Source organism: Pseudoxanthomonas sp. SGT-18 (assembly GCF_003931645.1).
Lineage (GTDB): Bacteria > Pseudomonadota > Gammaproteobacteria > Xanthomonadales > Xanthomonadaceae > Pseudoxanthomonas.
In genome coordinates this window covers 215,057-240,135 of sequence record NZ_RRYJ01000004.1, presented here as the reverse complement: position 1 = coordinate 240,135, position 25,079 = coordinate 215,057, and the positions used below count along the sequence as shown (strand labels likewise).

General features: G+C 71.1%; 22 protein-coding genes and 1 tRNA gene. 6 read left to right on the top strand and 17 right to left on the bottom strand.

All coding sequences use genetic code 11. From position 1 onward, the window contains the following. Positions 1-901: 901 nt before the first annotated feature. The 7 genes from EIM47_RS07965 to lexA all read right to left on the bottom strand — a co-directional run bounded on the left by EIM47_RS07965 (position 902) and on the right by lexA (position 7,125). A tRNA-Ser gene (locus tag EIM47_RS07965) sits at positions 902-994 on the bottom strand. 82 nt (positions 995-1,076) lie between these two features. Then, complete coding sequence (gene csrA / locus EIM47_RS07960) at positions 1,077-1,283, bottom strand: carbon storage regulator CsrA (protein WP_026010543.1); 207 nt, start codon at positions 1,281-1,283, stop codon at positions 1,077-1,079. Between the two features lie 146 nt (positions 1,284-1,429). Further along, on the bottom strand, positions 1,430-4,075 hold the full coding sequence (alaS, locus tag EIM47_RS07955) for an alanine--tRNA ligase (RefSeq protein ID WP_028915415.1): 2,646 nt from the start codon (positions 4,073-4,075) through the stop codon (positions 1,430-1,432). A gap of 166 nt (positions 4,076-4,241) precedes the next feature. Further along, a complete protein-coding gene (recX, locus tag EIM47_RS07950; protein ID WP_125076610.1) occupies positions 4,242-4,724 on the bottom strand; it encodes a recombination regulator RecX in 483 nt (160 codons plus the stop codon). Beyond that, positions 4,721-5,137: a TfoX/Sxy family protein gene (locus EIM47_RS07945; RefSeq protein WP_240626189.1), complete on the bottom strand. Its 417-nt coding sequence runs from the start codon at positions 5,135-5,137 to the stop codon at positions 4,721-4,723. The genes recX and EIM47_RS07945 overlap by 4 nt, the downstream gene beginning before the upstream one ends. A 144-nt stretch (positions 5,138-5,281) precedes the next feature. After that, entirely contained in the window at positions 5,282-6,307 is a 1,026-nt protein-coding gene (recA, locus tag EIM47_RS07940; protein ID WP_019398747.1) for a recombinase RecA, read from the bottom strand. A 167-nt stretch (positions 6,308-6,474) separates the two neighbouring features. Beyond that, on the bottom strand, positions 6,475-7,125 hold the full coding sequence (gene lexA, locus EIM47_RS07935; protein WP_019398746.1) for a transcriptional repressor LexA: 651 nt from the start codon (positions 7,123-7,125) through the stop codon (positions 6,475-6,477). Between the two features lie 112 nt (positions 7,126-7,237). On the opposite strand from lexA, the gene EIM47_RS07930 reads away from it, so the two are divergent. Together EIM47_RS07930 and EIM47_RS07925 are read left to right on the top strand one after the other, a co-directional pair. Further along, positions 7,238-7,777, top strand: a complete 540-nt coding sequence (locus EIM47_RS07930) for a hypothetical protein (protein ID WP_019398745.1) — start codon at positions 7,238-7,240, stop codon at positions 7,775-7,777. Then, on the top strand, positions 7,777-7,986 hold the full coding sequence (locus tag EIM47_RS07925) for a helix-turn-helix transcriptional regulator (RefSeq protein ID WP_028915412.1): 210 nt from the start codon (positions 7,777-7,779) through the stop codon (positions 7,984-7,986). The genes EIM47_RS07930 and EIM47_RS07925 overlap by 1 nt, the downstream gene beginning before the upstream one ends. Before the next feature lie 23 nt (positions 7,987-8,009). On the opposite strand, the gene EIM47_RS07920 is transcribed toward EIM47_RS07925, so the two are convergent. From EIM47_RS07920 to EIM47_RS07910, 3 genes are all read right to left on the bottom strand, one after another. Continuing rightward, entirely contained in the window at positions 8,010-8,507 is a 498-nt protein-coding gene (locus tag EIM47_RS07920) for a CinA family protein (protein WP_026010542.1), read from the bottom strand. Positions 8,508-8,600: 93 nt separating this feature from the next. Further along, a complete protein-coding gene (locus EIM47_RS07915) occupies positions 8,601-9,479 on the bottom strand; it encodes a cation diffusion facilitator family transporter (RefSeq protein WP_019398742.1) in 879 nt (292 codons plus the stop codon). A 353-nt stretch (positions 9,480-9,832) separates the two neighbouring features. Continuing rightward, entirely contained in the window at positions 9,833-12,379 is a 2,547-nt protein-coding gene (locus EIM47_RS07910) for a TonB-dependent receptor (RefSeq protein WP_232207911.1), read from the bottom strand. Positions 12,380-12,901: 522 nt separating this feature from the next. Here EIM47_RS07910 and EIM47_RS07905 point away from each other — a divergent pair. Together EIM47_RS07905 and mutS are read left to right on the top strand one after the other, a co-directional pair. Next, complete coding sequence (locus EIM47_RS07905; protein WP_019398739.1) at positions 12,902-14,344, top strand: GGDEF domain-containing protein; 1,443 nt, start codon at positions 12,902-12,904, stop codon at positions 14,342-14,344. Between the two features lie 49 nt (positions 14,345-14,393). Further along, complete coding sequence (mutS, locus tag EIM47_RS07900) at positions 14,394-16,991, top strand: DNA mismatch repair protein MutS (RefSeq protein WP_125076609.1); 2,598 nt, start codon at positions 14,394-14,396, stop codon at positions 16,989-16,991. Positions 16,992-17,159: 168 nt separating this feature from the next. Here mutS and EIM47_RS07895 read toward each other — a convergent pair whose 3' ends face one another. The 3 genes from EIM47_RS07895 to EIM47_RS07885 form a co-directional block, all read right to left on the bottom strand. Continuing rightward, positions 17,160-17,564, bottom strand: coding sequence for a GFA family protein (locus tag EIM47_RS07895; protein ID WP_019398737.1), 405 nt, complete (start codon positions 17,562-17,564; stop codon positions 17,160-17,162). 3 nt (positions 17,565-17,567) lie between these two features. After that, the gene (locus EIM47_RS07890; RefSeq protein WP_019398736.1) at positions 17,568-18,209 is read right to left on the bottom strand and encodes a glutathione S-transferase; all 642 of its coding nucleotides are present in this window, start codon (positions 18,207-18,209) and stop codon (positions 17,568-17,570) included. Positions 18,210-18,290: 81 nt separating this feature from the next. Beyond that, entirely contained in the window at positions 18,291-18,983 is a 693-nt protein-coding gene (locus EIM47_RS07885; RefSeq protein ID WP_125076608.1) for a YafY family protein, read from the bottom strand. A gap of 120 nt (positions 18,984-19,103) precedes the next feature. Between EIM47_RS07885 and EIM47_RS07880 the strand changes: the two genes are divergently transcribed. Both EIM47_RS07880 and katG read left to right on the top strand, forming a co-directional pair. Next, positions 19,104-20,165 (top strand): cytochrome-c peroxidase, encoded by a 1,062-nt coding sequence (locus tag EIM47_RS07880; RefSeq protein ID WP_019398734.1) that lies wholly within the window; start codon positions 19,104-19,106, stop codon positions 20,163-20,165. Between the two features lie 268 nt (positions 20,166-20,433). After that, a complete protein-coding gene (gene katG / locus EIM47_RS07875; protein WP_125076607.1) occupies positions 20,434-22,659 on the top strand; it encodes a catalase/peroxidase HPI in 2,226 nt (741 codons plus the stop codon). A gap of 60 nt (positions 22,660-22,719) precedes the next feature. Here the strand turns inward: katG and EIM47_RS07870 are convergent, their stop codons facing one another. The 4 genes from EIM47_RS07870 to trmD form a co-directional block, all read right to left on the bottom strand. Then, complete coding sequence (locus tag EIM47_RS07870; protein WP_019398732.1) at positions 22,720-22,953, bottom strand: hypothetical protein; 234 nt, start codon at positions 22,951-22,953, stop codon at positions 22,720-22,722. A 93-nt stretch (positions 22,954-23,046) separates the two neighbouring features. Continuing rightward, the gene (locus EIM47_RS07865) at positions 23,047-23,451 is read right to left on the bottom strand and encodes an RNA-binding S4 domain-containing protein (protein ID WP_019398731.1); all 405 of its coding nucleotides are present in this window, start codon (positions 23,449-23,451) and stop codon (positions 23,047-23,049) included. A 224-nt stretch (positions 23,452-23,675) separates the two neighbouring features. Continuing rightward, complete coding sequence (gene rplS / locus EIM47_RS07860; RefSeq protein WP_019398730.1) at positions 23,676-24,071, bottom strand: 50S ribosomal protein L19; 396 nt, start codon at positions 24,069-24,071, stop codon at positions 23,676-23,678. 197 nt (positions 24,072-24,268) lie between these two features. Further along, positions 24,269-25,039, bottom strand: coding sequence for a tRNA (guanosine(37)-N1)-methyltransferase TrmD (gene trmD / locus EIM47_RS07855; RefSeq protein WP_125076605.1), 771 nt, complete (start codon positions 25,037-25,039; stop codon positions 24,269-24,271). Positions 25,040-25,079 lie beyond the last annotated feature (40 nt).

The following is a 25,079-nucleotide window of genomic DNA, read 5'->3' as shown; positions in this document are numbered from 1 at the left end:
CGGGCCACACGCCAGCCACTTCCGCGCAGGCGCCCGTCGATATCCGCGGCACGCGACAAAGCCCGCAGGCCTGGCACGGAAGCAACACCAGTGGCGCAGCCTCCGGAGCGACGACAGCCTGCTGCAAGCAGGCAATCCCCATGTGCGGCCGCCCGCACACGTACGCGCCAGGTCCACCATCGCCGCAGCGCGCCCTGGCGACCATGACTGCACAAGGAAGCGTCCGCGGAGCACGGCTCTGGCCGCAACATGCCACCCGCGGCTCGATGCCGGGCATGCGGCCGGCGCGGCGGACAGGCGTCGCGTGCCCCACGGACCGGCACGAGGCCATCGGGAATCCCGCAGCCACAGGACAACAGGCGCACGAAGCGGCCGCGCCGGCGACCCCCGACCAGCCATTGGCCAGTCCATCAACTGGCACCGCTGCGGTCCTTGCGCGAACCCGCGGACATGCGGACCGGTCCAGGGCACCGCCCGCCACGCGATGCCAGCGCAGCGGCAACGGCAGCACGCCACCTCCATGCCTCGCCACCCTCGCGCCCTGCACCTGCCCCCCCCGCCCGGCGCCGCCCCTTCCAGCCACCAGCCGGCCCATGGACGGCAGGCGCACGCAGCACACCAGAACCTCGTGGCGCGGTGGAGCGACGGCACAAAGGCGTGACAACGTGGGCAGGCGCGCCGGCACGGCCGGGAGGGCTCACGCCCTGCCATCACCGCCGTGCGTCGCACCATCCGTCACTGCGGCCATGTCCGCACGCCGGCTGCTCCTTGCTGGCCGGTGTGCGCCAGCCGTCGCGGCTGGCCGCGACGCGCAGGATGGATGCATCCGAGCCGCAACCAGGCGCCATGAGGCATTCGGGAAAAGAAAAAGCCCGCGAGCAGGTCGCGGGCTTTCGGGATCTGGCGGAGTGAGAGGGATTCGAACCCTCGATAGAGCTTTTGACCCTATACTCCCTTAGCAGGGGAGCCCCTTCGGCCTCTCGGGCATCACTCCGTTGGAGCCCGCCGCGCTGCACCAGCGCTGCGGGCCGCGCAAGGATACAGCCTGCGCACGTGCCCGGCAAACACTTCCTGCGTCATTCGCCGGAAGCGCCCTCGTCCTGGGCGTCGGCGGGCGATTCACCGCGCTGGATGCGCTGGTAGATCTCCTCGCGGTGCACGGCGACGTCCTTCGGCGCGGTGATGCCAATCCGCACCTGGTTTCCCTTGACCCCGAGCACGGTAACGGTGATCGAATCACCGATCATCAAGGTCTCGCCTACACGGCGGGTCAGAATCAACATTTTCGTTCTCCATGGCGTCGGCGGCCTCTCGGTGCCGACGCAGGGCTTCGGGTGAAGCCGCGCGCATCCGGTGTGCAGCGTCGGGGTCGGTGGATCGTACTGCCCGCCCTACGGTGCGGCAAGCGCGTGGCCGACTGTCAGCTGACTCAGGCAATACGCTCGGCAACCCACGCAGGCACGTCGGCAAGGGCAGGCGCAAGGGCGGGCCCGTCCTCGCCACCACCCTGGGCGAGGTCCGGGCGGCCACCGCCCTTGCCTCCAATACGACCGGCGACATGCGAAAGAAGTTCGCCGGCCTTGATCCGCCCCGTTGCGCTGCCGTTCACGCCGGCGACCAGGGCGACCTTGCCCCCCTGCGCGCCGGCCAGCAGCACCACCGTGTCGCCAAGCTGCTGCTTGAGGCGGTCCACCGCCTCGCGCAGGCCCTTGGCGTCGATGCCTTCCAGGCGCGCGGCCAGCACCTTGATGCCGGACACGTCCACCGCCGAACCGGCCAGGTCGGCGGCGGCGCTGCTGGCGGCCTTGGCCTTGATCGATTCCAGCTCGCGCTCCAGCTTGCGGATGCGCTCGGCCATCGCGCGCGCGCGATCGACCACGTCGCCGCGGCTGCCGCCCAGCAGCGAGGCGGCCTCGTCCAGCGCGCGGCCCTCGCCGGCCACGTGGTCCAGCGCGGCCTGGCCGGTGAGCGCCTCGACGCGGCGCACGCCGGCGGACACGCCGCCTTCGCTGACGATCTTGAACAGGCCGATGTCGCCGGTGCGCGCGACATGGGTGCCGCCGCACAGCTCCACCGAGTCGCCCATCTTCACCACGCGCACACGCTCGCCGTACTTCTCGCCGAACAGCGCCATCGCGCCCATGTCCAGCGCGTCCTGGATGCCCATCTGCTGGATCACCACCGGATGGTTGGCGCGCACCTCGGCGTTGACCATGCGCTCGATCCGCGCCAGCTCCTCGGCCGACACCGGCTGGAAGTGCGAGAAGTCGAAGCGCAGGCGGTCCGGCGCCACCAGCGAGCCCTTCTGCTGCACGTGGGTGCCCAGCAGCCCGCGCAGGGCGCCGTGCAGCAAGTGGGTGGCGGAGTGGTTGAGCACGATCGCGCGGCGGCGTTCGGCATCGACCGCGCCGCGCAGCACCTGGCCAAGCTTCAGCCCGCCCTCGAGCACGCGCACGAAGTGGCCGTGGAACTGGCCGGCGAACTTCTGGGTGTCGGTGACCTGCAGCTTCGCGCCCTCGCCCTCCAGCACGCCGGTGTCGCCGACCTGGCCACCGGACTCGGCGTAGAACGGGGTGCGGTCCAGCAGCACGATCGCCTCCTCGCCGGCGGCGATGGCCTCAACCGGACGGCCGTCGTGCAGCAGGGCGACGATCTTCATGCCCTCGGCCTCGAGCGCGTCGTAGCCCAGGAACACGGTCGGCTCCAGGGTGGCGACCAGCTCGGCCGGCAGCTGCACGCCGCCGCCGAACTTGCCGGCCGCGCGCGCGGTCTCGCGCTGCTGCTCCATCGCCGCCTCGAACCCGTCCACGTCCACGGTCAGGCCGCGCTCGCGCGCGATGTCCTGGGTCAGGTCCAGCGGGAAGCCATAGGTGTCGTACAGGCGGAACGCGTCCACGCCCGGGATCACGCCGCTGGCCTGCGACGCGACTTCCTCGAAGATCTTCATGCCGGCGTCGAGGGTCTCGGCGAAGCGCTCCTCCTCGGCCCTGAGAGCGCGCTCGACGGTGTCGCGCGCGGCCGGCAGCTCGGGATAGGCCTGGCCCATCTGCTCGACCACCGCGTCCACCAGCTTGTGGAAGAACGGCTGGCGCACGCCCAGCATCCAGCCGTGGCGCAGCGCGCGACGGATGATCCGGCGCAGCACGTAGCCGCGGCCCTCGTTGGAGGGCAGCACGCCGTCCACGATCAGGAAAGCGCTGGCGCGGATGTGGTCGGCGATCACGCGCAGCGACTTGTTCTCCAGGTCGGAGGTGCCGGTCAGCTCCGCGGTGCGGCGGATCAGCGCCTGGAACAGGTCGATCTCGTAGTTGCTGTGCACGTGCTGCAGCACCGCCGCCAGGCGCTCCAGGCCCATGCCGGTATCCACGCACGGCGCCGGCAGCGGCACCAGGGTGCCGTCGGGCTGGCGGTCGAACTGCATGAACACCAGGTTCCAGATCTCGATGAAGCGGTCGCCGTCCTCGTCCGGCGAGCCCGGGGGGCCGCCGGCGATGTGCTCGCCGTGGTCGTAGAAGATCTCGGTGCACGGGCCGCAGGGGCCGGTGTCGGCCATCTGCCAGAAGTTGTCCGAGGCGTACGGCGCGCCCTTGTTGTCGCCGATGCGGATGATGCGGTCCTCGGGCAGGCCGACCTGGTCGCGCCAGATCGCGTAGGCCTCGTCGTCGGTGTGGTAGACCGTGACCAGCAGGCGCTCGGCCGGCAGCTTCCACACGCCGGTCAGCAGTTCCCAGGCCCAGGCGATCGCTTCCTTCTTGAAGTAGTCGCCGAAGGACCAGTTGCCCAGCATCTCGAAGAAGGTGTGGTGGCGGGCGGTGTAGCCGACCGAATCGAGGTCGTTGTGCTTGCCGCCGGCACGCAGGCAGCGCTGGACGTCGGCCGCGCGCACGTAGCTGCGCTTTTCCGCGCCCAGGAACACGTCCTTGAACTGGACCATGCCCGAGTTGGTGAACAGCAGGGTCGGGTCGTTGCCCGGCACCAGCGGCGCGGACGGCACGATGGTGTGGCCCTTGCCCTTGAAGAACTCGAGGAAATCGCTGCGGATGCGCGCGGTGGTATACGGGGTGGTGGGGGTCATCTGGCTTCGGCTGGCGGACGGGTCCGGGCCGGGACGCGCCTGGCGCGCCCGGACGGACGGGAAATCAACCGGTAAAGGGTATCAGAGCGCGGCCTCCGGCCGGCGGAACACGGCGCCCTCCCCTGTCCGCCAGGCCCCGGCGCGGCCCGCGAGCGCCGGCCTGGCCTCAGTCGTCCGGATCCCAGCGGGTGGCGGCGCGGATGGCCTCGCCGTCGAATCCGCGGCGGGCCAGCAGGTCGGCCGCCTTGCGTCGCTGGGCCAGGTCGGCCGGGCCGGCGGGCCCGAAGCGGCGCCGGACCAGGTCGCGGGCCAGCTCGGTCCAGTCGCCCTCGAAGCCGTCCATGGCGGCGACGACCACCTCGCCGGGCAGGCCATGGGTGCCCAGTTCGGCGCGGATGTACAGCGGCCCGTAGCCGGCATTGGCGCGGCTGCGGACCAGGAATTCGGCGAACCGGGCATCGTCCTGCCAGCCCTCCCCGGCCAGGCGCTCCACCGCGGCCGAGGCCTCCTCGGCGTCCACTCCGCGGGCGGTCAGCTTGCGGGTCAGCTCCCGGCGCGAGTGCTCGCGCCGCACCAGCAGGCCCAGGGCGCGCTGCACCGGGGTCTGCGGGGTGCGCGGCTTGCGGCGGGAGGGGGAGTCTTCGGTCATCGGAGCTGGCAGTGGATGGCGCCGGGACGGGGCTCAGGGGCGGTCGGGCGGTCGCGCGGATGGCCTGCGCGAGGCAGCGAACTTCGCCGTGCCGCGGGCAGGCCGGGGTGCGGGTAGCGGCAACGCGGCGGCGGTCGCCCGCAGCAGGCGCCGCAGCAGCTCCGGCTCCTCCAGGGCCCATCCAGCCGCAGCCAGGGCCTGGCGCCGGGGTACGGCGGGGCCTCGCTGGCGTCCGGCAGCAGCGCGCGTGCCTCGGCGGTGGGCTTGAGGAGCAGCTGGTTGTCGGCGGCGACGGCGACGAAGCGGCCGTCCAGGTAGAACCCGTACTCGCCAAACATGCGGCGCGCGGCCAGCGCGGCGCCCAGTCCGGCCTGTTCCAGCACGTATTGAAGGAACTGCGGATCGGTGGCCATCGCCTCCTCCTTTCCGGCCGGCCTGCGTCCCGTCGCGCCGCCCAGGTTGCGCCATCCCTGGCACCGGACCTCCTGGATGGGGAACCGTTCCCCGCCGGCGCGTCACTGACAGCACGCCGGCAGGGAACGGAGAGACGGGTGGACTCAGTCCGCGGCGTCCTCGTCGCGGGCGGCCTCGGCCGGCTGGAACTTCTCGCGCAGCTCGGCTTCGAGCTTGGCCGCGACCTCGGGGTTCTCGCGCAGGTACTGGCGCGCGTTGTCCTTGCCCTGGCCGATGCGCTCGGAGCCGTAGCTGTACCAGGCGCCGGACTTCTCCACGAGCTTGGCTTCCACGCCCATGTCGATCAGCTCGCCCTCGCGGCTGATGCCCTCGCCGTACAGGATCTCGGTGACGATCTGCTTGAACGGGGGCGCCAGCTTGTTCTTGACCACCTTGACCCGGGTCTGGTTGCCGATGATCTCGTCGCCCTTCTTGATCGAGCCGATGCGGCGGATGTCCAGGCGCACCGAGGCGTAGAACTTCAGCGCATTGCCGCCGGTGGTGGTTTCCGGGCTCTGGCCCGGCATCATCACGCCGATCTTCATGCGCAGCTGGTTGATGAAGATCACCAGGGTGTTGGAGCGCTTGATGTTGCCGGTCAGCTTGCGCAGCGCCTGGCTCATCAGGCGGGCCTGCAGGCCGGGCAGCTGGTCGCCCATCTCGCCCTCGATTTCCGCCTTCGGGGTCAGCGCGGCGACCGAGTCCACCACCAGGATGTCGACCGAGCCGGAGCGCACCAGCATGTCGGCGATTTCCAGCGCCTGTTCGCCGGTATCCGGCTGCGACAGCAGCAGGTCGTCGACGTTCACGCCCAGCTTGGCGGCGTAGATCGGATCCAGCGCGTGCTCGGCGTCGATGAAGGCGGCGGTGCCGCCCTGCTTCTGGCACTCGGCGATGGCCTGCAGGGTCAGGGTGGTCTTGCCCGAGGACTCCGGGCCGTAGATCTCGACCACGCGGCCCTTGGGCAGGCCGCCGATGCCCAGGGCGATGTCCAGCATCAGCGAGCCGGTCGGCACGACCTCCACCGGTTCGACCACGCGGTCGCCCATGCGCATCACCGAGCCCTTGCCGAACTGCTTCTCGATCTGGCTCAGGGCCGCCGCGAGGGCGCGCTTCTTGTTCTCGTCCATCTGGGTGTGTCCTCGGTGTCAGTGAGTATGTGCGTAGTGTGGCCGGGGGCGGTCGCAAAAGCTGCGACGCACGGAGCGGCGTGGCACCAGGCTAGCGGGCCGGGCCGGGCGCGCCCATCGCCGGAGTGCCCGGCATGGCGTCGGAAGACGCCGCGTTCGCGGCCGGCTCACCGGTTGGGGCGGACCAGGCCGCAGTAAAGCCCCTCGATCGCGAAGTCCTGGTCCGGCAGGACCTCGATCGGGGCGTAGTCGGGATTGCGCGGCAGCAGGCGGATGCGGTCCTTGCCGATCTTCAGCAGCTTGACCGTGATCTCGTCGTCCACCCGCGCCACCACGATCTGGCCCGAGCGCGCTTCGCGGGTGCGGTGCACCCCGATCAGGTCGCCGTCGAAGATGCCCTCGTCGCGCATGGAATCGCCCTGCACCCGAAGCAGGTAGTCCGGCGACGGCGAGAACAGCACCCGGTCCAGGACCAGGAAGCTCTCGGCCAGGTCGGTGGGGACGTCGGCGCCGATCGGCATGCCCGCGGCCACCCGCCCCAGCACCGGCAGGCGCAGGGCGTCGTCGTTGGCCGGCGGCAGCGCCAGTTCCGGCTGCAGGGCCGGCGGCAGCTGGCGGAGACGGATGCCACGGGCCCGGCCCGGGACGCGTTCGATCGCGCCGGCGGCCTCCAGGGCCTCCAGGTGGTATTGCGCGGCGCGCACGCCCTTGAAGCCGAAGGCGCGGGCGATTTCGGCCTGCGAAGGCGGCATGCCCTCGGCCTCGATGCGCTCGGCGATCAGCCGCAGGATCGCCTGCTGGGTGTCGGTCAGGTCCATGGTTAGTAGTAATACTGCTAACCGAAGCTCGGCGCAACCCGGCCATACAGGCTTGACCCGGGCATAAATTTCTTTATGTTTTGCGTAAACAACCCGCTCAAGGAGGAGCGCCATGACCCCGGAAATGAAGATCCGCCGGCACGGCTACCGCCTGATGTCGCTGGCCTCGCTCGGTACCGTCGTCAGTGTCACCCTCGGAATGGGTTCCGCCCTGTGGCTGCTGTCCGGGCACGGAAGCCTGTTCGGGGCCTGGGTGGTATTCGGCCTGCCCTGGGACGAAGCCAGCCGCCTGCCGCCCGGTGACCGCGGCCTGCTGGCCGTTTCGATCCTGGTCGCCACCGCCGCCTACGTCGTGCCGCTGGCCGCGGTACGGCGGCTGGGCAAGGCGCTGTATGCCTGCGATGCGCTGTCGCCGGCGGTGGCCACCGCGTTCATGCGCCTGGCCCACTCGCTGCCGCTCTCGGCGGCGCTGGTCGTGGCCGCCGGCGTGATCGCCGCGGTGGTGCGCAGCCAGCAGGGCGACTGGGTACTGCACATCACCGTGGACACCAACCCGTACTACTTCCTGCTGGCCTGCCTGTGCCTGTACAGCGTGGCGCACCTGCTGCGCCTGGCGGTGCGGGCGGCCGAAGACGCGCGGAGCATCGTTTGATGCCGATCGTGGTCAACCTCGACGTGATGCTCGCCCGCCGCAAGATGAAGTCCAGGGAACTGGCCGACGCGGTGGGCATCAGCGAGACCAACCTGTCGCTGCTCAAGCAGGGCCACGTCAAGGGCGTGCGCTTCGCCACCCTGGAGGCGATCTGCCGGGTCCTGCAGTGCCAGCCCGGCGACCTGCTCGAGTACCGGCCGGAGGACTGATCCGGCCGGACCGCGGCGCGCCGTCAGCCCAGCAGCGCGGCCACGCCTTCCAGCGCCTTGCCCACGGTCTGCCGCCGTACCGCCTCGCGGTCGCCCTCGAAGCGGAACACCGAGGCGCTGGCATAGCCGCCGCGGCGCTTCCATGCAATCCATACCGTGCCCACCGGCTTGTCCTCGCTGCCGCCGCCGGGCCCGGCGATGCCGGTGACCGCCACTGCGAGGCTGGCGCCGGAGTGCACCAGCGCCCCGGAGACCATCTCGATCGCGGTCTCGCGGCTGACCGCGCCGTGTTCCTCCAGGGTCTGCGGGCGCACGCCCAGCAGCGCCTGCTTGGCCTCGTAGCTGTACACGACCATGCCGCAGTCGAACCAGGCCGAGGAGCCGGCGATGTCGGTCAGGCACTTGGCGATCCAGCCGCCGGTGCAGCTCTCGGCGGTGACCAGGTGCTCGCGCGCGGCGGCGAGGCGGTCGCCGAGGGCCTGCGCCTGCTCGCGCAATTGGGCATCAGTGGGTGGAAGCATCGGCATGGTCCGTGGGAAGGAACCGCCCCGTTCTACCGCAGAACCACGCCCGCTGTCGTGCGCCGGCGCAATGCGCCGGCCTGCGGGCGCCGCTCAGGCGTGCCCGCAGCCATGGCAGGGTTCGCCGCCGCCGGCCTCCATCTGCAGGGTGACGTGGGCGATGCCGTGGCGCTCGGCGATCATCCCCGCCAGCGCGCGGCGCACGGCGTCGGCATCGGCGTCCTCGCCCACCACCACGTGCGCGCTCAGCGCCGGCGTGCGCGAGGCCAGCGCCCAGACGTGCAGGTCGTGCACCCCGGCCACGCCGGCCTGGGCCTCCAGGTCGCGGCGCAGCGCCTGCAGGTCCACGCCGTTCGGCACGCCTTCCATCAGCACGTTGAGCGCCTCGCGCACCAGGATCCAGGTACGCGGCAGCACCCACAGCCCGATCAGCACCGCCAGCAGCGGATCCACCCAGGTCCAGCCGGTGAAATGGATGATGCCGGCGGCCAGGATCACCGCCAGCGAGCCGAGCATGTCGCTCCACACCTCCAGGTACGCGCCCTTGAGGTTCAGGCTCTGCCCCGCGCCGGCATGCAGCAGCTTCATCGCCGCCAGGTTGCAGGCCAGGCCGACGCAGGCCACGCCCAGCATGCCCAGGCTGGCCACCGGCAGCGGCGCGCGGAAGCGCTGCCACGCCTCCCACAGGATGTAGCCGGCCAGCACGAACAGCAGGCCGCCATTGGCCAGCGCGCCCAGCGCCTCGAAACGGGCGTAACCGTAGGTGCGGCGCGCATCCGGTGGGCGCCGCGCCAGCCGCACCGCAACCAGCGCGATGCCCAGGGCAAGGGTGTCGGTGGCCATGTGCGCCGCATCGGACAGCAGGGCGAGGCTGTTGGTCAGCCAGGCGCCGACCGCCTCGGCCGCCAGCACCGTGGCGGTCAGGCCCAGCGCCCACCACAGTGGGCGCTCGTGGCGGATCTCCGCGGGCACGTGGCTATGCCCGCCCGGGCCGTGGTGGTGGTGCCCGCCGTGGCCATGCTCGTGCCCGTCGTGGCCGCCCGCGGCGTGCGCGCCGGACGGAGCATGGTCGTGGCGGCCGGAGCCATGGGCGTCGTGGCCATGTTGCCCGTGTTCGCGCGCGTCATGACCGGCACCGGCGGGCGCATGCACGCACCCGCCTGCGCCTAGGCCTGGATCGGCGCCGGTCCGCGCCGTCTGCGGATGATGTTGGTGTGCCATGGGCCGCACTATCGGCAAAGCCTCCGGCGGAGACTATTACAAGTCCGCGGGCGTTTGCCGCGGCGCAGGCCGGTGCCCCGGCACCGGGGCACCGGCGCCGCCAGTCAGAACTTCCAGCCCACGCGTGCGTAGTAGAAGCCGCCGTTGAAGCCGTAGGGCGAATGCACCGGATAGGCCGCACCGGCCACCGATGCACCCCAGGGGTTGTCGGCCGGCGTCTCGTCGAACAGGTTCTGCGCGCCGATGTTGAAGTACAGGCCGGAGGGCAGCTCCCAGCCGACCTCCGCATCCACGATCAGCTTGCTGCCCTCGTGGATCGGAAGCCCGCCGTCCTCGGCCCGGATCACCCCGCTGTCCAGGTGGTCCTCGTACCAGGAGCCGTAATAGCCCAGGCGCAGGTTGGCATGGAACACCTCGCGCTGGTGGTTGATGCTGAAGTAACCCTTGGTCCTGGGCAGCGACTCCTCCAGCTTGTACACCCGCGCCTCGTCGATGAAGTCCGGGTCCCAGGCATCGACCTCGGTGCGGTTCCAGTTCAGCGCAAGTGAATAGGTGGTGCGCCCGCCGAAGTGCGCGGTCTCCACGCTGGCCACCAGGTCCACGCCGGTGGTGGTGGTGTCGAAGGCGTTGCCGAAGTAGGTCACCGAGGAGATCGACGCCGCTTCCGGGTTGCCGCCGGCCACCAGCGCGGCGCGCTCGGCGTCGCTGAGGTCGAAGCTGGTGCTCAGGGCGATGCGGTCGTCCACCTCGATGCGGTAGGCGTCCACGGTCACCAGCCAGTCACCGCTGTCCCAGACCAGGCCCAGCGACAGGTTGCGCGACTCCTCCGGGCCCAGCGGCCGCGCGCCCTTGAGCTCGGCGATCGGGTTGGTCGGCGGCAGGGTGGCGATGTCCTGCAGCGAGGTGCCGCCGAACACGGTGCTGATCTGGCTGATGTTGGCCTGGCCAGGGGTCGGCGCGCGGAAGCCGGTGCTCAGCGCACCGCGCAGGGCGAAGCTGTCGCTGGCGTCGTAGCGCGCGGTGAGCTTGCCATTGGTGGTGCCGCCGAAGTCCTCGAAGTCCTCGTGGCGCACCGCCGCCGCCAGCAGGAACCGCTCGGTGGACTGGACCTCCACGTCCACGTATACCGCCCAGTTGCTGCGGTCGAAGGTGCCGGCGGTGCGCGGGCTGAAGCCGTTGAAGCCGTTGGAGCCCAGGGCGAAGCCCTGTTCGGTGAGCGGGCCGATGCCGGTGGAGGCAGCGTCGCCCTCGCTGACCTTGAAGCTCTCCTCGCGCCATTCGGCGCCCAGCGCCAGGCGCAGCGGCCCCTGGCTGAAGCCCACGTCGAAATCGCGGCCGAGGTCGACGTTAATGCCCTTTTCGGTCTGGGTATTGCCGCCGGGGCGGAAGCGCAGGTTGGCCGGCTGGTCCGGGCCAAGCGAGGCGTTGACCGTGTTGTAGATCAGGAACTCGATGTCGTTGCGGCCGTAGCTGGCGCTGAGGTCCCAGTGCCAGGCGCCCCATGCACCCTTGGCCCCGGCCACCACCGAGTAGTCCTCCAGCTCGCCACCGAAGCGCGGGGTGAAGCCGCCCGGCAGCGTCTGCAGGAAGGTGAAGCAGTTGCCCGGCAGCGCCGCGACCTGGGCGCTGACCGTGCTGTACGGGAACAGGTTGCCGTCGGCATCGCGCAGGGGGATCACCGGGCAGCCGCCGGCGCCGGTGAGGTCGCCGACCAGCAGGGTCTGGCCGTCGTCGTTGGAGTACACGCCCGAGCGCGCGGTCGGGTCGCGGAAGTAGAAGCCGCCGTCCACCTCGCGGCTGGCGTAGTTGCCGAACAGGTAGAAGTCCACCGTGTCGCCGGAGATGCCGAGGTTGGCGACGAACCTGAGGTCGTCCTCGACCTTGGGCGAGCCCCAGACCTGCGCCGGCGCGGGCACGCCGGGGTAGCCGGCGGCGATCGCGGCGGCTGCATCGTCGCGCTGCACGCTGCGCGAGGTGTCGTCCGCCTCGCGCCACTCCAGGGTCAGGGTGGCGAAGCCGCGCGCGGTGAGCGGCAGGCCCACCTGCGCCGAATACTGGGTGGTGAAGCCGTCGCCCTCGTAATACTGGCCGGCGAAGGCCTCGAAGGCGCCGCCCTCGTTGGCCTTCTTCAGGCCGAAGTTGATCACCCCGGCGATCGCGTCGGAGCCGTATTGCGCGGCGGCACCGTCGCGCAGGACCTCCACCTGCTCCAGCGCCAGCGAGGGGAACACCGACAGGTCCGGACCCTGCGCGCCGTCGGACAGGCCGTGGCCGAGGAAGGTGATCACCGCCGAGCGGTGGAAGCGCTTGCCGTTGACCAGGACCAGGGTGTTGTCCGGTGGCAGGCCACGCAGGTTGGCCGGGCGCACCAGGCTGGCTGCGTCGTCGATCGGGATGGTGCTGACGTTGAACGAGGGCACCAGCACCCGCAGCTGGTCGAGGGCATCGGTGGCGGCCTGGTTGCGGAATTCGTCGCCGCCGAGGATGTCGATCGGCACCGCCGACGAGGACACCGAGCGTGGCTGGCTGCGGTTGCCCAGCACCGACACGGTATCCAGGTTGGTGGCACTGCCCTGCGGGGCCGCGGCCTCCGGCGAAGTCCCGGCCCCGTCGGGTGCCACGGCCTGCGCCAGTACCGGGGGACTCGCCACGGCCAGGGCCGTGGCCATGACAGCCTGGACGGCAATCGCCAACCGGACACTCGGGAACATCACGCGCCTGCTATGGAGCGGTTTCATGCTGCGCCTCCGGATTAACTGGTGGTTTTCGTTGGGCTCCCCATCCGGCACCGACATTCGGTTGGTGCACTGCAGCATTACATCCAAACAGGCGCGCGTTGGCAAACCGAAAAATCAATCACGGGTGATTTTCGATAATCCACGTATGCAAGCGGAATTAACCAGCAAGCGATTGATTACATGGCATTTCCTTATAGGCACCGAACAGGTGCGATTCATTCGCCAGCACCGTTTTGATTCGACCATCACCAAAATGGCGCCCATCATGCTTGCGAATGAATTACTCCAGTCGGCGTTTTATCCGGCACGGAATACCGCCCCGCCCCCTTGGCCACCTGCCCCGCCCCCGCACGGATCGCCGGCCGGCCTGCGCGCCGCGTCGTCACGCAGGCCCTCCGCGACGGGCGATAATTGGGCATGGATGGTTCCCCCGACATGTCGACTTCCCCTGCCCCACACGCCCCCGCACACCCGCCTCCCGACCCCCAGCTGATCGCCGACTGGACCTGCCGGCTGCAGAGCGCCGGCGACGAGGTCGCACGGCTGGTCGAGGACCTGGTGGCCGCCAACGCTCCCGCGCTTGCGGAGTGCTTCTACGGCGGCCTGCTCAAGGACCCGCGCGCCAACCGCTTCCTCGACCCGGACCAGGTCCAGGGCCGGCTCAAGCCCTCGCTGCAGCGCTGGCTGCGGCAGCTGGCCAGTGCCCGCGCCGGCGATGTCGAATCGCTGCACCGCCTGCACGAGCACGTCGGCCAGGTGCACGCCCGCATCGGCATCCCGGTCGACCTGGTCGGCCGCGGCACGCGCATTCTCAAGGAGCACATGCACCAGGTGATCGGCGCCGCCACCGCCGACGCCACGCTGGCGCTGCGCGCCAGCCTGCACCTGGACGGCCTGATGGACCTGGCGCTGGAGTCGATGACCCGCGCCTACGCCCGCTCGCGCGAGGCCGCCAGCGAGCTGGACGGCTCCTTCCGCCTGTTCTCGCTGATCCAGAACGTGGGCACCGAGCGCGAGCGCCAGCGCGCCCTGCTGCTGGCCTGGGAGAACGCCCTGCTCTACGCCCTCACCGCGGACCAGCCCGGCCCGGTGGAGAACCTGCTGGTCTCCCGCTCCGAGTTCGGCCTGTGGTTCCTGCACAAGGGCATGGCCAGCTTCGGCGAGACCAGCGAGACCCGCCAGGTCGGCGAGCTGGCCGAGCGCATCGACGCGGCCCTGCGCGAGCGCCTGCCGGGATCCGGCAGCGCCGCCGAACGCCGCGCCCTGCTGGACGAGATCCGCGGCTGGGCCGCGGAGATCCGCAACCTGGTCGGGGTGCTGTTCGAAGGCATCGGCGACCTGGAGTCCGGCCGCGACGCCCTCACCCGCCTGCTCAACCGCCGCTTCCTGCCGACCATCCTGCGCCGCGAGGTGGCGCTGCAGGCCAACACCGGCCGCCAGTTCGCGGTGCTGATGCTGGACCTGGACCACTTCAAGGCGATCAACGACCAGTACGGGCACGAGGCCGGCGACCGCGCCCTGCAGCACGTGGCCGCGATCCTGGTGGAGAACACCCGCGGCAGCGACTACCTGTTCCGCTACGGCGGCGAGGAGTTCGTGGTGGTGCTGGGCTCGGTCAGCCGTACCGAGGCGGTGGCCATCGCCCACGCGCTGCGGCGCGCGATCGCCGAATCGCCGGTGCTGCTGCAGGGCGGCGTGCGCCTGCCGCTGACCGCCAGCATCGGCGTGGCCCTGCAGGACGGGCACCCGGATTACGAGCGCGTGCTGGCCCGCGCCGACGCGGCCATGTACCAGGCCAAGCGCGGCGGCCGCGACCAGGTGGTGGTGGCCGACGGCGGCCTGCCAGACCCGCCGGGACAGCGCGCCTTGCGGGGCTGAGCGCGGCCGCGGCCGCTACAATCGGCAGCCCCGCAGAACCCGCAAGCCGATGGCCAAGACCGCAGACAAGTCCGCAGCGCCCGAACACACCCCGCTGATGAAGCAGTACTTCGCCGCCAAGGCGGAGTATCCGGACCTGCTGCTGTTCTTCCGGATGGGCGATTTCTACGAGCTGTTCTACGACGACGCGCGCAAGGCCGCGCGCCTGCTCGACATCACCCTGACCCAGCGTGGCAGCTCCGGCGGCGCGCCGATCCCGATGGCCGGCGTGCCGGTGCACGCCTACGAAGGCTACCTGGCGCGGCTGGTGGCATTGGGGGAGTCGGTGGCCATCTGCGAGCAGATCGGCGACCCGGCCACTTCCAAGGGCCTGGTCGAGCGCAAGGTGGTGCGCATCGTCACCCCCGGCACGGTCACCGACGAGGCGCTGCTGGACGAGCGCCGCGACACCCTGCTGATGGCGGTGGCGCACGGGCGCAGCGGCTACGGCCTGGCCTGGGCCGACCTGTCCGCCGGCCGCTTCCTGGTCAGCGAGGTGGAGAACGCCGACCAGCTGGAGGCCGAGCTCGCCCGCCTCGAACCGGCCGAACTGCTGGTGCCGGACGAGGAAGGCTGGCCGCGGCTGTCGGCCGGTGCCATCCGCCGCCGCCCGCCGTGGCTGTTCGACCCGGACAGCGGCCGCCGCCAGCTGCTGCGTTTCTTCGGCCTGCACGACCTCACCGGCTTCGGCATCGACGACAAGCCGCTGGCGATCGCCGCCGCCGGCGCGCTGCTGGGCTACGTCGAGGAAACCCAGAAGCAGCGCCTGCCGCACCTGACCTCGATCGCGCTGGAGACCTCCGGCGAGGCGATCGCGATGAACGCGGCCACCCGCCGCCACCTGGAGCTGGATTCGCGGGTCGACGGCCAGACCCGCCACACCCTGCTGGGCGTGCTGGATTCGACCATCACCCCCATGGGCGGACGCCTGCTGCGGCGCTGGCTGCACCGTCCGCTGCGCGACCGCGGCGTGCTCGGCGCCCGCCACCACGCAGTGGCCACCCTGGTCGAGCAGCGCGCCGACGCCGACCTGCGCGACGGCTTCCGCGGCCTGGGCGACGTCGAACGCATCCTCACCCGCGTGGCCCTGCGCTCGGCGCGGCCGCGCGACCTGTCCACCCTGCGCGACGCGCTGGGCCTGCTGCCCGGCATCCGCCAGGCGCTGGCGCCGCTGGATTCGCCGCGGCTTCAGGCGCTGGCGGCCGAGCTGGGGCAGCACGACGAGATCGCGCACCTGCTGGCCACGGCGATCGCCCCGCAGCCGCCGCTGAAGCTGGCCGACGGCGGGGTGATCGCCGAGGGCTACGATGCCGAGCTGGACGAGCTGCGACGGCTGTCCACCAACGCCGACCAGTTCCTGGTCGACCTGGAGGCGCGCGAGCGCGCGGCCACCGGCATCGCCACGCTGAAAGTCGGCTACAACCGGGTCCACGGCTATTACATCGAGATCAGCAAGGGCCAGTCCGACAAGGCCCCGGTGCACTACACCCGGCGCCAGACCCTGACCGGGGCCGAGCGCTACATCACCGAGGAGCTGAAGGCATTCGAGGACAAGGTGCTGTCGGCGCGCGAGCGCGCGCTGGCGCGCGAGAAGTTCCTGTACGACGCGCTGCTGGATGCGCTCAACGAGGTGCTGGAACCGCTCAAGCGCTGCGCCGCGGCGCTCAGCGAGCTGGACGTGCTGGCCTGCTTCGCCGAGCGCGCGCAGGCGCTGGACTGGTCGCAGCCGGAGCTGACCGACGCGCCCTGCCTGTGCATCGAGCGCGGCCGCCACCCGGTGGTGGAGGCGGTGCGCGAGGAACCGTTCGAACCCAACGACCTGGAGCTGTACGGCGACCGCGACGGCCAGGCGCGGCGGATGCTGGTGATCACCGGCCCGAACATGGGCGGCAAGAGCACCTACATGCGCCAGAACGCGCTGATCGTGCTGCTGGCGCACATCGGCAGCTTCGTGCCGGCCAGCCGCGCGGTGATCGGCCCGATCGACCGCATCCTCACCCGCATCGGCGCCGGCGACGACCTGGCGCGCGGCCAGTCCACCTTCATGGTCGAGATGGCCGAGACCAGCTACATCCTGCACCACGCCACGCCGCAGTCGCTGGTGCTGATGGACGAGATCGGCCGCGGCACCTCGACCTACGACGGCCTGGCCCTGGCCGACGCGGTGGCGCGCCACCTCGCTACCGTCAACCGCTGCTGGACCCTGTTCGCCACCCACTACTTCGAGCTGACTTCGCTGGCCACGCCGGAAAGCGGCATCGCCAACGTGCACCTGGACGCGGTGGAGCACGGCGATTCGCTGGTGTTCATGCACGCGGTGCGCGAAGGCGCGGCCGACCGCAGCTTCGGCCTGCAGGTGGCGGCGCTGGCCGGCCTGCCCAAGGCGACCCTGGCGCAGGCGCGGCGGCGCCTGGCCGAACTGGAGCAGCGCGGCCGCGAGACCCACGCCTCGGAAATGGCGCCGCAGGCACTGGACGCCCCGCAGCAGTTCGGCCTGTTCGCGCCGGCGCCCTCGGCCGCGCAGGAGGCACTGGCCGCGCTGGATCCGGACGAGCTGACCCCGAAGCAGGCGCTGGAGGCGCTGTACCGGCTGAAGTCGCTGCTGTAGGGCGGGGGCGCCTTCGCCCTGCCGCCCGAAGGCCCGGGAGCACTTCGCCCACCGGGCCACGGCTTCACCGGCGTAGCCCGGACAAGGCCAAGGCCGCATCCGCGGATCCGCCACGCCAGGGGACGACCGGCGACAAGGGTGGCGGCGCGTGCGCCTCGCCTGCCCGCGCTACAGCGCGCGGATGTCGGCCGGCGGGTTCATCCAGTTGTCGTGGCGGCCGTCGGCGTAGCGGATGCCGCCGCCGACCAGCTCGTCGATGCTGGCATCGTCCAGGGTGTTGACCCGCACCGCCAGGTAGTCGCCGCCGGCCTCGGCGATGTAGCCGTGCCCGTACACATGGGTTCCGCAGCGCGTGCAGAAGCGGTGGTGGATGTTGCCCTCGCCCCAGTCGCGGCCGTAGTCGCCCAGGGCCGACTCACCCTGCAGCAGCTCGAAATCCTTCGCCTGCGCGCCCCAGGAGCGGGTCTTGGTGCAGAAGGTGCAGTTGCAGCGGCCGGTGCCGGCCGCCAGGTCGATCACCGCCTGGTAGCGCACCGCGCCGCAGTGGCAGCTGCCGTGGTAGGCCTTCTCCATCGCTCAGGCCTCCTGCATCCCGGCCGGCACCGGGTGCTGCACCGCCAGCGCGTTGTCGCGCGCGTTGGCCGCCACCGCCGCCGGGCGCGCGGCGTGCAGCTGGGCGAAAGCGACGAACGCCGGCTTCTTCTCCAGCATGCCGACCATCATGTAGTAGCCGAGGAAGGCTGCCATCAGCAGGTCGGCGGTGGTGAAGCGGTCCCCGACCAGGTGCTGGCGCCCGGCCACCGCCTGCTCCAGAGTGCGCAGCAGGTCGGCCTCGGTGCCGTAGCCGGCCGACAGCGGCCTGGCCAGCGCGCCGGCTTCCTTGGCGGTGAGCAGCGACTCCACCGGCCCGGCGAGGAAGAACAGCCAGCGGTAGTAGCTGCCGCGCTCGGGCGCACCCGGCGGCGGCGCCAGCCCCTTCTCCGGGACCAGGTCGGCCAGGTAGGCGCAGATGGCGGCGTTCTCGGTCACCACCAGGTCGCCGTGGCGGATCGCCGGCACCTTGCCCATCGGGTTGACCGCCAGGTACTCGGGCGACTTCATCGTGGTGCCGAAGTCGAGCACGACCTCTTCGTACGGCAGGCCGGTCTCCTCCAGCATCCAGCGGGTGATGCGCGCCCGGGACAGGGGGTTGGTGTAGAAGGTCAGCGTCTTGCCCATGGTCGTCTCCGTCACTGGAAGGGAATCCAAGTCTGGGACGGGCCTGCTGACAGCTGCTGTCAGCAGCGTGCGAGGGCCTGCTCAGCCCTCGCTGCGGCGCAGGCGCAGCTGTTCCCAGCGGCGCAGCAGCTGGTGGCGGGTCTGGGGATAGCGGCGGCCGGTGTCCTCCAGGTCCAGCACGCGGTCGGCGCGGAAATGGCGGAAGTCGTCGCGTTGCTCGCACCAGGCGGCGATCAGGCGCATGTCGTCGAGGAAGGCCATGGCGAAGGGCCAAACGACGCGCTCGCTCTCGCGCCCCTCGGCGTCGCGGTAGCGCAGGCGCACGGCATGGCCGTCGCGGATCGCGCGGCGCAGCGCCGGCACCCATGGCTCGGGTGCGCGCTGTTGCCAGTACGGTGCGAACAGGCCGCTGGTCTCGATCTCCAGGCGCCGCTCGCCGGGCAGCACGCCGGCGATGCGCGACAGCGCGCGGTTGGCGGCGGCCGCCAGCTCAGGGTCGCAATGCGAGGCCACCCAGCGCGCGCCCAGCACCAGCGCCTCCAGCTCCTCGGCCGGGAACATCAGCGGCGGCATCACGAACCCGGGGCGCAGGCGGTAACCGACGCCGGCATCGCCGTCGATCTGCGCGCCCTGCGAGCGCAGCGCCTCGATGTCGCGGTACACGGTGCGCAGGCTCACGCCCAGGCATTCGGCCAGTTGCGCGCCGCGCACCGCACCACGGCGCTGGCGCAGTTCCTCGAGCATCCGTAGCAGACGGGTGGCGCGCTGGGTCATCCCTACGGCAGGCCTGGCGACGGGATGCCAAGCATAGCCGCGGCGGCGCGGTTGATCGCAGTCAATGCCACGGTCGCGGGCGCATCCGATAACTGCGCCACAGCCCCACCGGAGAAGTCCATGCGCCACCGCAGCACCGTCCTTGCCGCCGCCCTCGCCCTGGCCTGCACCGGCCTGCAGGCCCAGTCGACGCAAGCCGCCGACCAGCCGGACGCGGCCGCGCTGCGCGAGACCGCCAACGCCCTGTTCGGCCCGGTCCCGCACAGGATCGAACAGGTGCGCGGCCAGCAGGTCACCGCCGCCCAGGTGGAACTGGGCAAGTCGCTGTGGTTCGAGCCGCGCCTGTCGCGCAGCCACGTGATCAGCTGCAACACCTGCCACAACGTCGCCACCGGCGGCGCCGACAACGTGCCCACCTCGATCGGCCACGGCTGGCAGAAGGGCCCGCGCAACTCGCCCACCGTGCTCAACGCGGTGCTCAACATCGCCCAGTTCTGGGACGGCCGCGCCGAGGACCTGAAGGAGCAGGCCAAGGGCCCGGTCCAGGCCAGTGTGGAGATGAACAACACGCCCGAGCGCGTGGAAGCCACCCTGCGCAGCATCCCGGCCTACGTGGAAGCGTTCCGCAAGGCCTTCCCGGGCGAGCGCGAGCCGGTGACCTTCGAGAACATGGCACGCGCGCTGGAAGCCTTCGAGACCACCCTGGTGACGCCGGACTCGCGCTTCGACCAGTTCCTCGCCGGCAAGGACAGCCTCGACGCCACCGAGCTGCGCGGCCTGTCGCTGTTCATCGACAAGGGCTGCGCGTCCTGCCATTCCGGTCCCAACGTGGGTGGCCAGGCCTACTTCCCGTTCGGCGTGGTCGCGCGCCCCGGCGCCGACGTGCTGCCGGCCGGCGACAAGGGCCGCTTCGCCGTGACCCAGACCGCCAGCGACGAGTACGTGTTCCGCGCCGCACCGCTGCGCAACGTGGAACTGACCGCGCCCTACTTCCACAGCGGCCAGGTCTGGGACCTGCACCAGGCGGTGGCGATCATGGGCAGCAGCCAGCTGGGCCACGAACTGGACGCGGCCGAGGTCGAGGCCATCGCCCGCTTCCTGAAGACCCTCACCGGGCGCCAGCCGCAGGTGACCACGCCGCTGCTGCCGCCGAGCACTTCCACCACGCCGCGTCCGGAGTGATGCTTGGCGGGCCGGGCGGCCACGCGCCGCCCCGTTCTTCCGGTCCGGCGCCCTGCGGGGCGCCGCCTGTTCCATAGGCAGGTGCTATCGGGAAATTCGCAACTAACAATTTCTCTTGATAGCCCCTGCCAACTAGCCTGTGGCCGTTCGATTCACACCGGCTACGGGCTTGCAGCAGCAGTCCCTTCGCCACAGGCGGCGCGCGGCCCGCGCCGCATCGCATCCACCGCCCGCTCCCCCGTGGGCACGAAGCAGAGGGGCAATCCCAATGACGACCGAGAAGAAGTGTCCGTTCCACGCCGGCGTCGCCGGCACAGGCACCACCAACCGCGACTGGTGGCCGAACCAGCTGCGCCTGGACCTGCTGACCCAGCACTCGGAGCGCTCCAATCCGCTGGGCAAGGACTTCAACTACCGCGAGGAGTTCAGCAAGCTCGACTACGCGGCGCTGAAGAAGGACCTGCTGGACCTGATGACCAGTTCGCAGGACTGGTGGCCGGCCGACTTCGGCAGCTACGTGGGCCTGATGATCCGCATGGCCTGGCACAGCGCCGGCACCTACCGCGTCGGCGACGGCCGCGGCGGCGGTGGCCGCGGCCAGCAGCGCTTCGCCCCGCTCAACTCCTGGCCGGACAACGTCAGCCTCGACAAGGCCCGCCGCCTGCTGTGGCCGGTCAAGAAGAAATACGGACAGAAGATCTCCTGGGCCGACCTGATGATCCTGGCCGGCAACGTCGCCCTCGAGCACGCCGGCTTCCGCACCTTCGGCTTCGGCGCCGGCCGCGAGGACACCTGGGAACCGGACCTGGACGTGTACTGGGGTCGCGAGAAGACCTGGCTGGGCGGCGACGAGCGCTACGCCCGCGGCTCGGAAGGCGTGCCCAAGCCCGAGGGCGACAGCGTGCTGGTGTCCGAGGACGACGCCGACGGCAAGATCCACAGCCGCAACCTCGAGAACCCGCTGGCCGCGGTGCAGATGGGCCTGATCTACGTGAACCCGGAAGGCCCGGACGGCAACCCCGATCCGCTGCTGGCCGCGCACGACATCCGCGTGACCTTCGGCCGCATGGGCATGGACGACGAGGAAACCGTGGCCCTGATCGCCGGTGGCCACACCCTGGGCAAGACCCACGGCGCCGGCCCGGCCGACAATGTCGGCCCGGATCCGGAAGCGGCCGACCTGGAGATGCAGGGCCTGGGCTGGGCCAACAGGTTCGGCACCGGCAAGGGCGCCGACACCATCACCTCCGGCCTGGAGGTGACCTGGACCAGCACCCCGGCGCAGTGGAACAACGACTTCTTCAAGTTCCTGTTCGACTTCGAGTGGGAGCTCACCAGGTCGCCGGCCGGTGCGCACCAGTGGGTGGCCAAGGACGTCGAGCCCTTCATCCCCGGCCCCACCCCGGACTCGCCCAGGCGCAAGCCGACCATGCTCACCACCGACCTGGCGCTGCGCTTCGACCCGGTCTACGGCCCCATCTCCCGCCGCTTCCGCGATGACCCGCAGGCCTTCGCCAATGCCTTCGCCCGCGCCTGGTTCAAGCTGACCCACCGCGACATGGGCCCCAAGGCCCGCTACCTGGGCCCGGAAGTGCCGGCCGAGGACCTGATCTGGCAGGACCCGCTGCCCAGGCCGGTGCACGCCCCCGAGGCGGCCGACATCGCCGATGCCAAGGCCAGGATCGAGGCGCTGGGCCTGCCGGCCGGCGACCTGGTCGCCCTGGCCTGGGCTTCGGCCTCCACCTTCCGCGGCGGCGACAAGCGCGGCGGCGCCAACGGTGCGCGCATCCGCCTGGAGCCGCAGCGCGGCTGGCAGGTCAACCAGCGCGCGATCAAGGCGCTGGAGAAGCTGGAGGAGCTGCAGCCGCAGGTGCGGCTGTCGCTGGCCGACCTGATCGTGCTGGCCGGCGGCGTGGCGATCGAGCAGGCGGCCAAGGCGGCCGGCGTCTACGTCGAGGTGCCGTTCGCGCCCGGCCGCGTGGATGCCTCGCAGGAGCAGACCGACGTCGAGGCTTTCCGCCACATGGAGCCGTTCGCCGATGGCTTCCGCAACTACCTCAAGGCCCCGTCCGAAGTGCCGGCCGAGCACCTGCTGGTGGACAAGGCCCAGCTGCTCACCCTGACCCCGCCGGAGATGACCGCGCTGGTCGGTGGCCTGCGGGCACTGGACGCCAGCTGGGACGGCAGCCGCCATGGCGTGTTCACCGAGCGCCCGGGCGTGCTCAGCACCGACTACTTCACCAACCTGCTGGACATGGCCTACGAGTGGACGCCGGTGGACGCGGAGCGCCAGCTGTACGAAGTGCGCGAGCGCAACGGCGGCGCGGTGAAGTGGACCGCGACCCGGATCGACCTGGTGTTCGGCTCCAACTCGGTGCTGCGCGCCCTGTCGGAGGTGTACGCGTCCGACGACGGCGCGGAGAAGTTCGCCCGCGACTTCGTCGCCGCCTGGACCAAGGTGATGAACCTGGACCGCTTCGACCTGCGCGCCTGAGCCCGCACGCGGCACGCAGCATGCCCCGCCCGGGTTCCGGGCGGGGCTTTTCGTTGGTGCTTATTGGTCGCGCGCGCGCAGGTCGAGCTTGATCCGGCTGTCGCGCTCGCTGGACCAGATCACCGCTTCCTCCGCCGGCTTGCAGCGGCGGTCGCGGCTGGTACCCGGCTGGCCCGGCAGCGCCGGCCCCTTGTCGCCGCCCACCAGGCAATCGGCGGCCATCGGGGCGAGTGGATCGTCCTGGACACTGGCGCAACCGGCCAGGCCCAGCGACAGCACGGCAAGGGCGGACATCCTGCGAAGCATTCGGCAACTCCGGTCGGCGGGAACACGCCCGTTCTACACCGGCACGGGTGCCCGCGCGACAGGCCGGAAGTCAGGGGTGGATCAGAACGCGTCGATGTCGCCCAGGGCCTGGATCAGGCGGCGGGCGCGCTTGTCCGGCTTGTGCTCCGGCGGGCGGTAGCCATCGCGCATGGCGGCGCGCTGCAGCCGCTGCTCCTCGCGCCGCTTCGCCGATTCGGCGCTCTCGGCGTACAACGCCTGCGCCACCGGGGCCGGGCCGCGGGTGTCGCTCAGGCCCAGTACCTGGACCTCGAAGGTTTCCTCGCCGCGGGTCACGCGCAGGGCATCGCCGACCCGGATCGCACGCGAAGGCTTGGCGCGCTGTCCGCCGACCTCGACCTTGCCGGTGTCCACCGCCTGGCGGGCCAGGCTGCGGGTGCGGAAGAAGCGCGCCGCCCACAGCCAGACGTCCAGGCGCACGTGCGCGCCGGCTTCCGTCTCAGCCATGGGAGGCACCAGCGGCGCCCGCGTGGGGCGGGATCATGCAGGCCAGGTTGCAGGTACGGGTGTTCGGCATCGATCGCGTGTACGGCCGGTGCGAATGGCGGCTGCCGGCAGGCCGCGGTACGTCCGCAGTGTGCGCCCGTCGGCGCGGGGACGCCAGCGCGCGGAGGCCACCACGCAAACGGCCGCCCTGGGGCGGCCGTCGCGGACAGCGAAGACGCGGCGGATCAGCCGGCGTTCTTCTCGGCCTTGGCCTTGGCCACGGCAGCCAGGTCTTCCTTGATGCGGGCCGCCTTGCCTTCCAGGCCACGCAGGTAGTACAGCTTGCCGGCGCGGACCTTGCCGCGGCGCTTGACCTCGACCGACTCGATCATCGGGCTGAAGGTCTGGAACACGCGCTCGACGCCGTAGCCGTGCGAGATCTTGCGCACGGTGAAGGACGAGTTCAGGCCGGCGTTCTTGGTGGCGATGACCACGCCTTCGTAGGCCTGCACGCGCTCGCGGTTGCCTTCCTTGACCTTGACGTTCACCACGACGGTGTCGCCCTGGCTGAACTTCGGCAGTTCGCGGTTGATCTGGGCGGACTCGAACTCCGCGATGATGGACTTGTTCAGCTTGCTCATGGTGACCGACTCTTTGTTCGGGTGGGCGTGTCTGGATGACAACTCGGGCTAACGCAGTCGCCGGATTGCGCTGCGCGTTTGTTGTTGTGGATGCCTGCTCCGGCGCCCTTCGGGGCCTGCCTCTTGCAGGAATCCGGCATTGTAGCCGGTCCGCAAGGTCCGTGGCTAGTCACCCCATGGACCGGAACCGGGCAGGGTCAGGCCGGCGGTGCCTCCTGCCCCGCCGGGTCCTGTTCCAGCGCGCGCAGGCCCTCCTCCAGCAGCTTGCGGTCGACCTTGGACAGTTCCCGCCCCTGCAGCAGGTCCGGGCGCCGCAGCCAGGTCCGCACCAGGGCCTGCTGCCGGCGCCAGCGCGCGATCGCAGCATGGTTGCCCGATCGCAGCACCTCCGGGACGGTGCCGTACGCGTGCTCGACCGGGTGGCTGTAGTGCGGGCAGTCCAGCAACCCGTCCTCGAAGCTGTCCTGGGCAGCCGAGCCGGCGTCGTTGAGCGCGCCGTCCTGCAGCCGGGCCACCGCGTCGACCACCACCGCCGCGGCCAGCTCGCCACCGGACAGCACGTAGTCGCCAATCGACAGCTCCTCGTCCACCTCGGCCTGGACCAGGCGCTCGTCGATGCCCTCGTAGCGGCCGCACAGCAGCACCAGGCGCGGCATCGCCGCCAGCTCGCGCACCCGCTTCTGCTCCAGGCGCCGGCCCTGCGGGCTCAGGTAGGCCACGTGCACCGGGGTCGGGTCGGCCTGCCGCACCGCCGCCAGGCAGCGCCGCAGCGGCTCCACCAGCATGACCATGCCCGGCCCGCCGCCGAAGGTGCGGTCGTCGGTCTTGCGGTAGTTGCCGTCGGCGTACTCGCGCGGGTTCCAGCCGTGCAACTGCAGCAGCCCGCGCTCGCGCGCGCGCCCGGTCACGCCGAACGCCGTGCAGCGGTCGACCTCTTCGGGGAACAGGCTGACGACGTCAATGCGCATGGAGCGGTGATTGGTGATTCGGGATTCGTGATTCGGAAAA

Coding starts and splice junctions, on each gene's coding strand:
- csrA (WP_026010543.1), bottom strand. CDS start 1,283: ATGTTGATTCTGACCCGCCGTGTAGGCGAGACCTTGATGATCGGTGAT.
- alaS (WP_028915415.1), bottom strand. CDS start 4,075: ATGACCCCCACCACCCCGTATACCACCGCGCGCATCCGCAGCGATTTC.
- recX (WP_125076610.1), bottom strand. CDS start 4,724: ATGACCGAAGACTCCCCCTCCCGCCGCAAGCCGCGCACCCCGCAGACC.
- EIM47_RS07945 (WP_240626189.1), bottom strand. CDS start 5,137: ATGGCCACCGATCCGCAGTTCCTTCAATACGTGCTGGAACAGGCCGGA.
- recA (WP_019398747.1), bottom strand. CDS start 6,307: ATGGACGAGAACAAGAAGCGCGCCCTCGCGGCGGCCCTGAGCCAGATC.
- lexA (WP_019398746.1), bottom strand. CDS start 7,125: ATGGACCTGACCGACACCCAGCAGGCGATCCTGCGGCTGATCGCCGAG.
- EIM47_RS07930 (WP_019398745.1), top strand. CDS start 7,238: ATGACCCCGGAAATGAAGATCCGCCGGCACGGCTACCGCCTGATGTCG.
- EIM47_RS07925 (WP_028915412.1), top strand. CDS start 7,777: ATGCCGATCGTGGTCAACCTCGACGTGATGCTCGCCCGCCGCAAGATG.
- EIM47_RS07920 (WP_026010542.1), bottom strand. CDS start 8,507: ATGCTTCCACCCACTGATGCCCAATTGCGCGAGCAGGCGCAGGCCCTC.
- EIM47_RS07905 (WP_019398739.1), top strand. CDS start 12,902: ATGTCGACTTCCCCTGCCCCACACGCCCCCGCACACCCGCCTCCCGAC.
- mutS (WP_125076609.1), top strand. CDS start 14,394: ATGGCCAAGACCGCAGACAAGTCCGCAGCGCCCGAACACACCCCGCTG.
- EIM47_RS07895 (WP_019398737.1), bottom strand. CDS start 17,564: ATGGAGAAGGCCTACCACGGCAGCTGCCACTGCGGCGCGGTGCGCTAC.
- EIM47_RS07890 (WP_019398736.1), bottom strand. CDS start 18,209: ATGGGCAAGACGCTGACCTTCTACACCAACCCCCTGTCCCGGGCGCGC.
- EIM47_RS07885 (WP_125076608.1), bottom strand. CDS start 18,983: ATGACCCAGCGCGCCACCCGTCTGCTACGGATGCTCGAGGAACTGCGC.
- EIM47_RS07880 (WP_019398734.1), top strand. CDS start 19,104: ATGCGCCACCGCAGCACCGTCCTTGCCGCCGCCCTCGCCCTGGCCTGC.
- katG (WP_125076607.1), top strand. CDS start 20,434: ATGACGACCGAGAAGAAGTGTCCGTTCCACGCCGGCGTCGCCGGCACA.
- EIM47_RS07870 (WP_019398732.1), bottom strand. CDS start 22,953: ATGTCCGCCCTTGCCGTGCTGTCGCTGGGCCTGGCCGGTTGCGCCAGT.
- EIM47_RS07865 (WP_019398731.1), bottom strand. CDS start 23,451: ATGGCTGAGACGGAAGCCGGCGCGCACGTGCGCCTGGACGTCTGGCTG.
- rplS (WP_019398730.1), bottom strand. CDS start 24,071: ATGAGCAAGCTGAACAAGTCCATCATCGCGGAGTTCGAGTCCGCCCAG.
- trmD (WP_125076605.1), bottom strand. CDS start 25,039: ATGCGCATTGACGTCGTCAGCCTGTTCCCCGAAGAGGTCGACCGCTGC.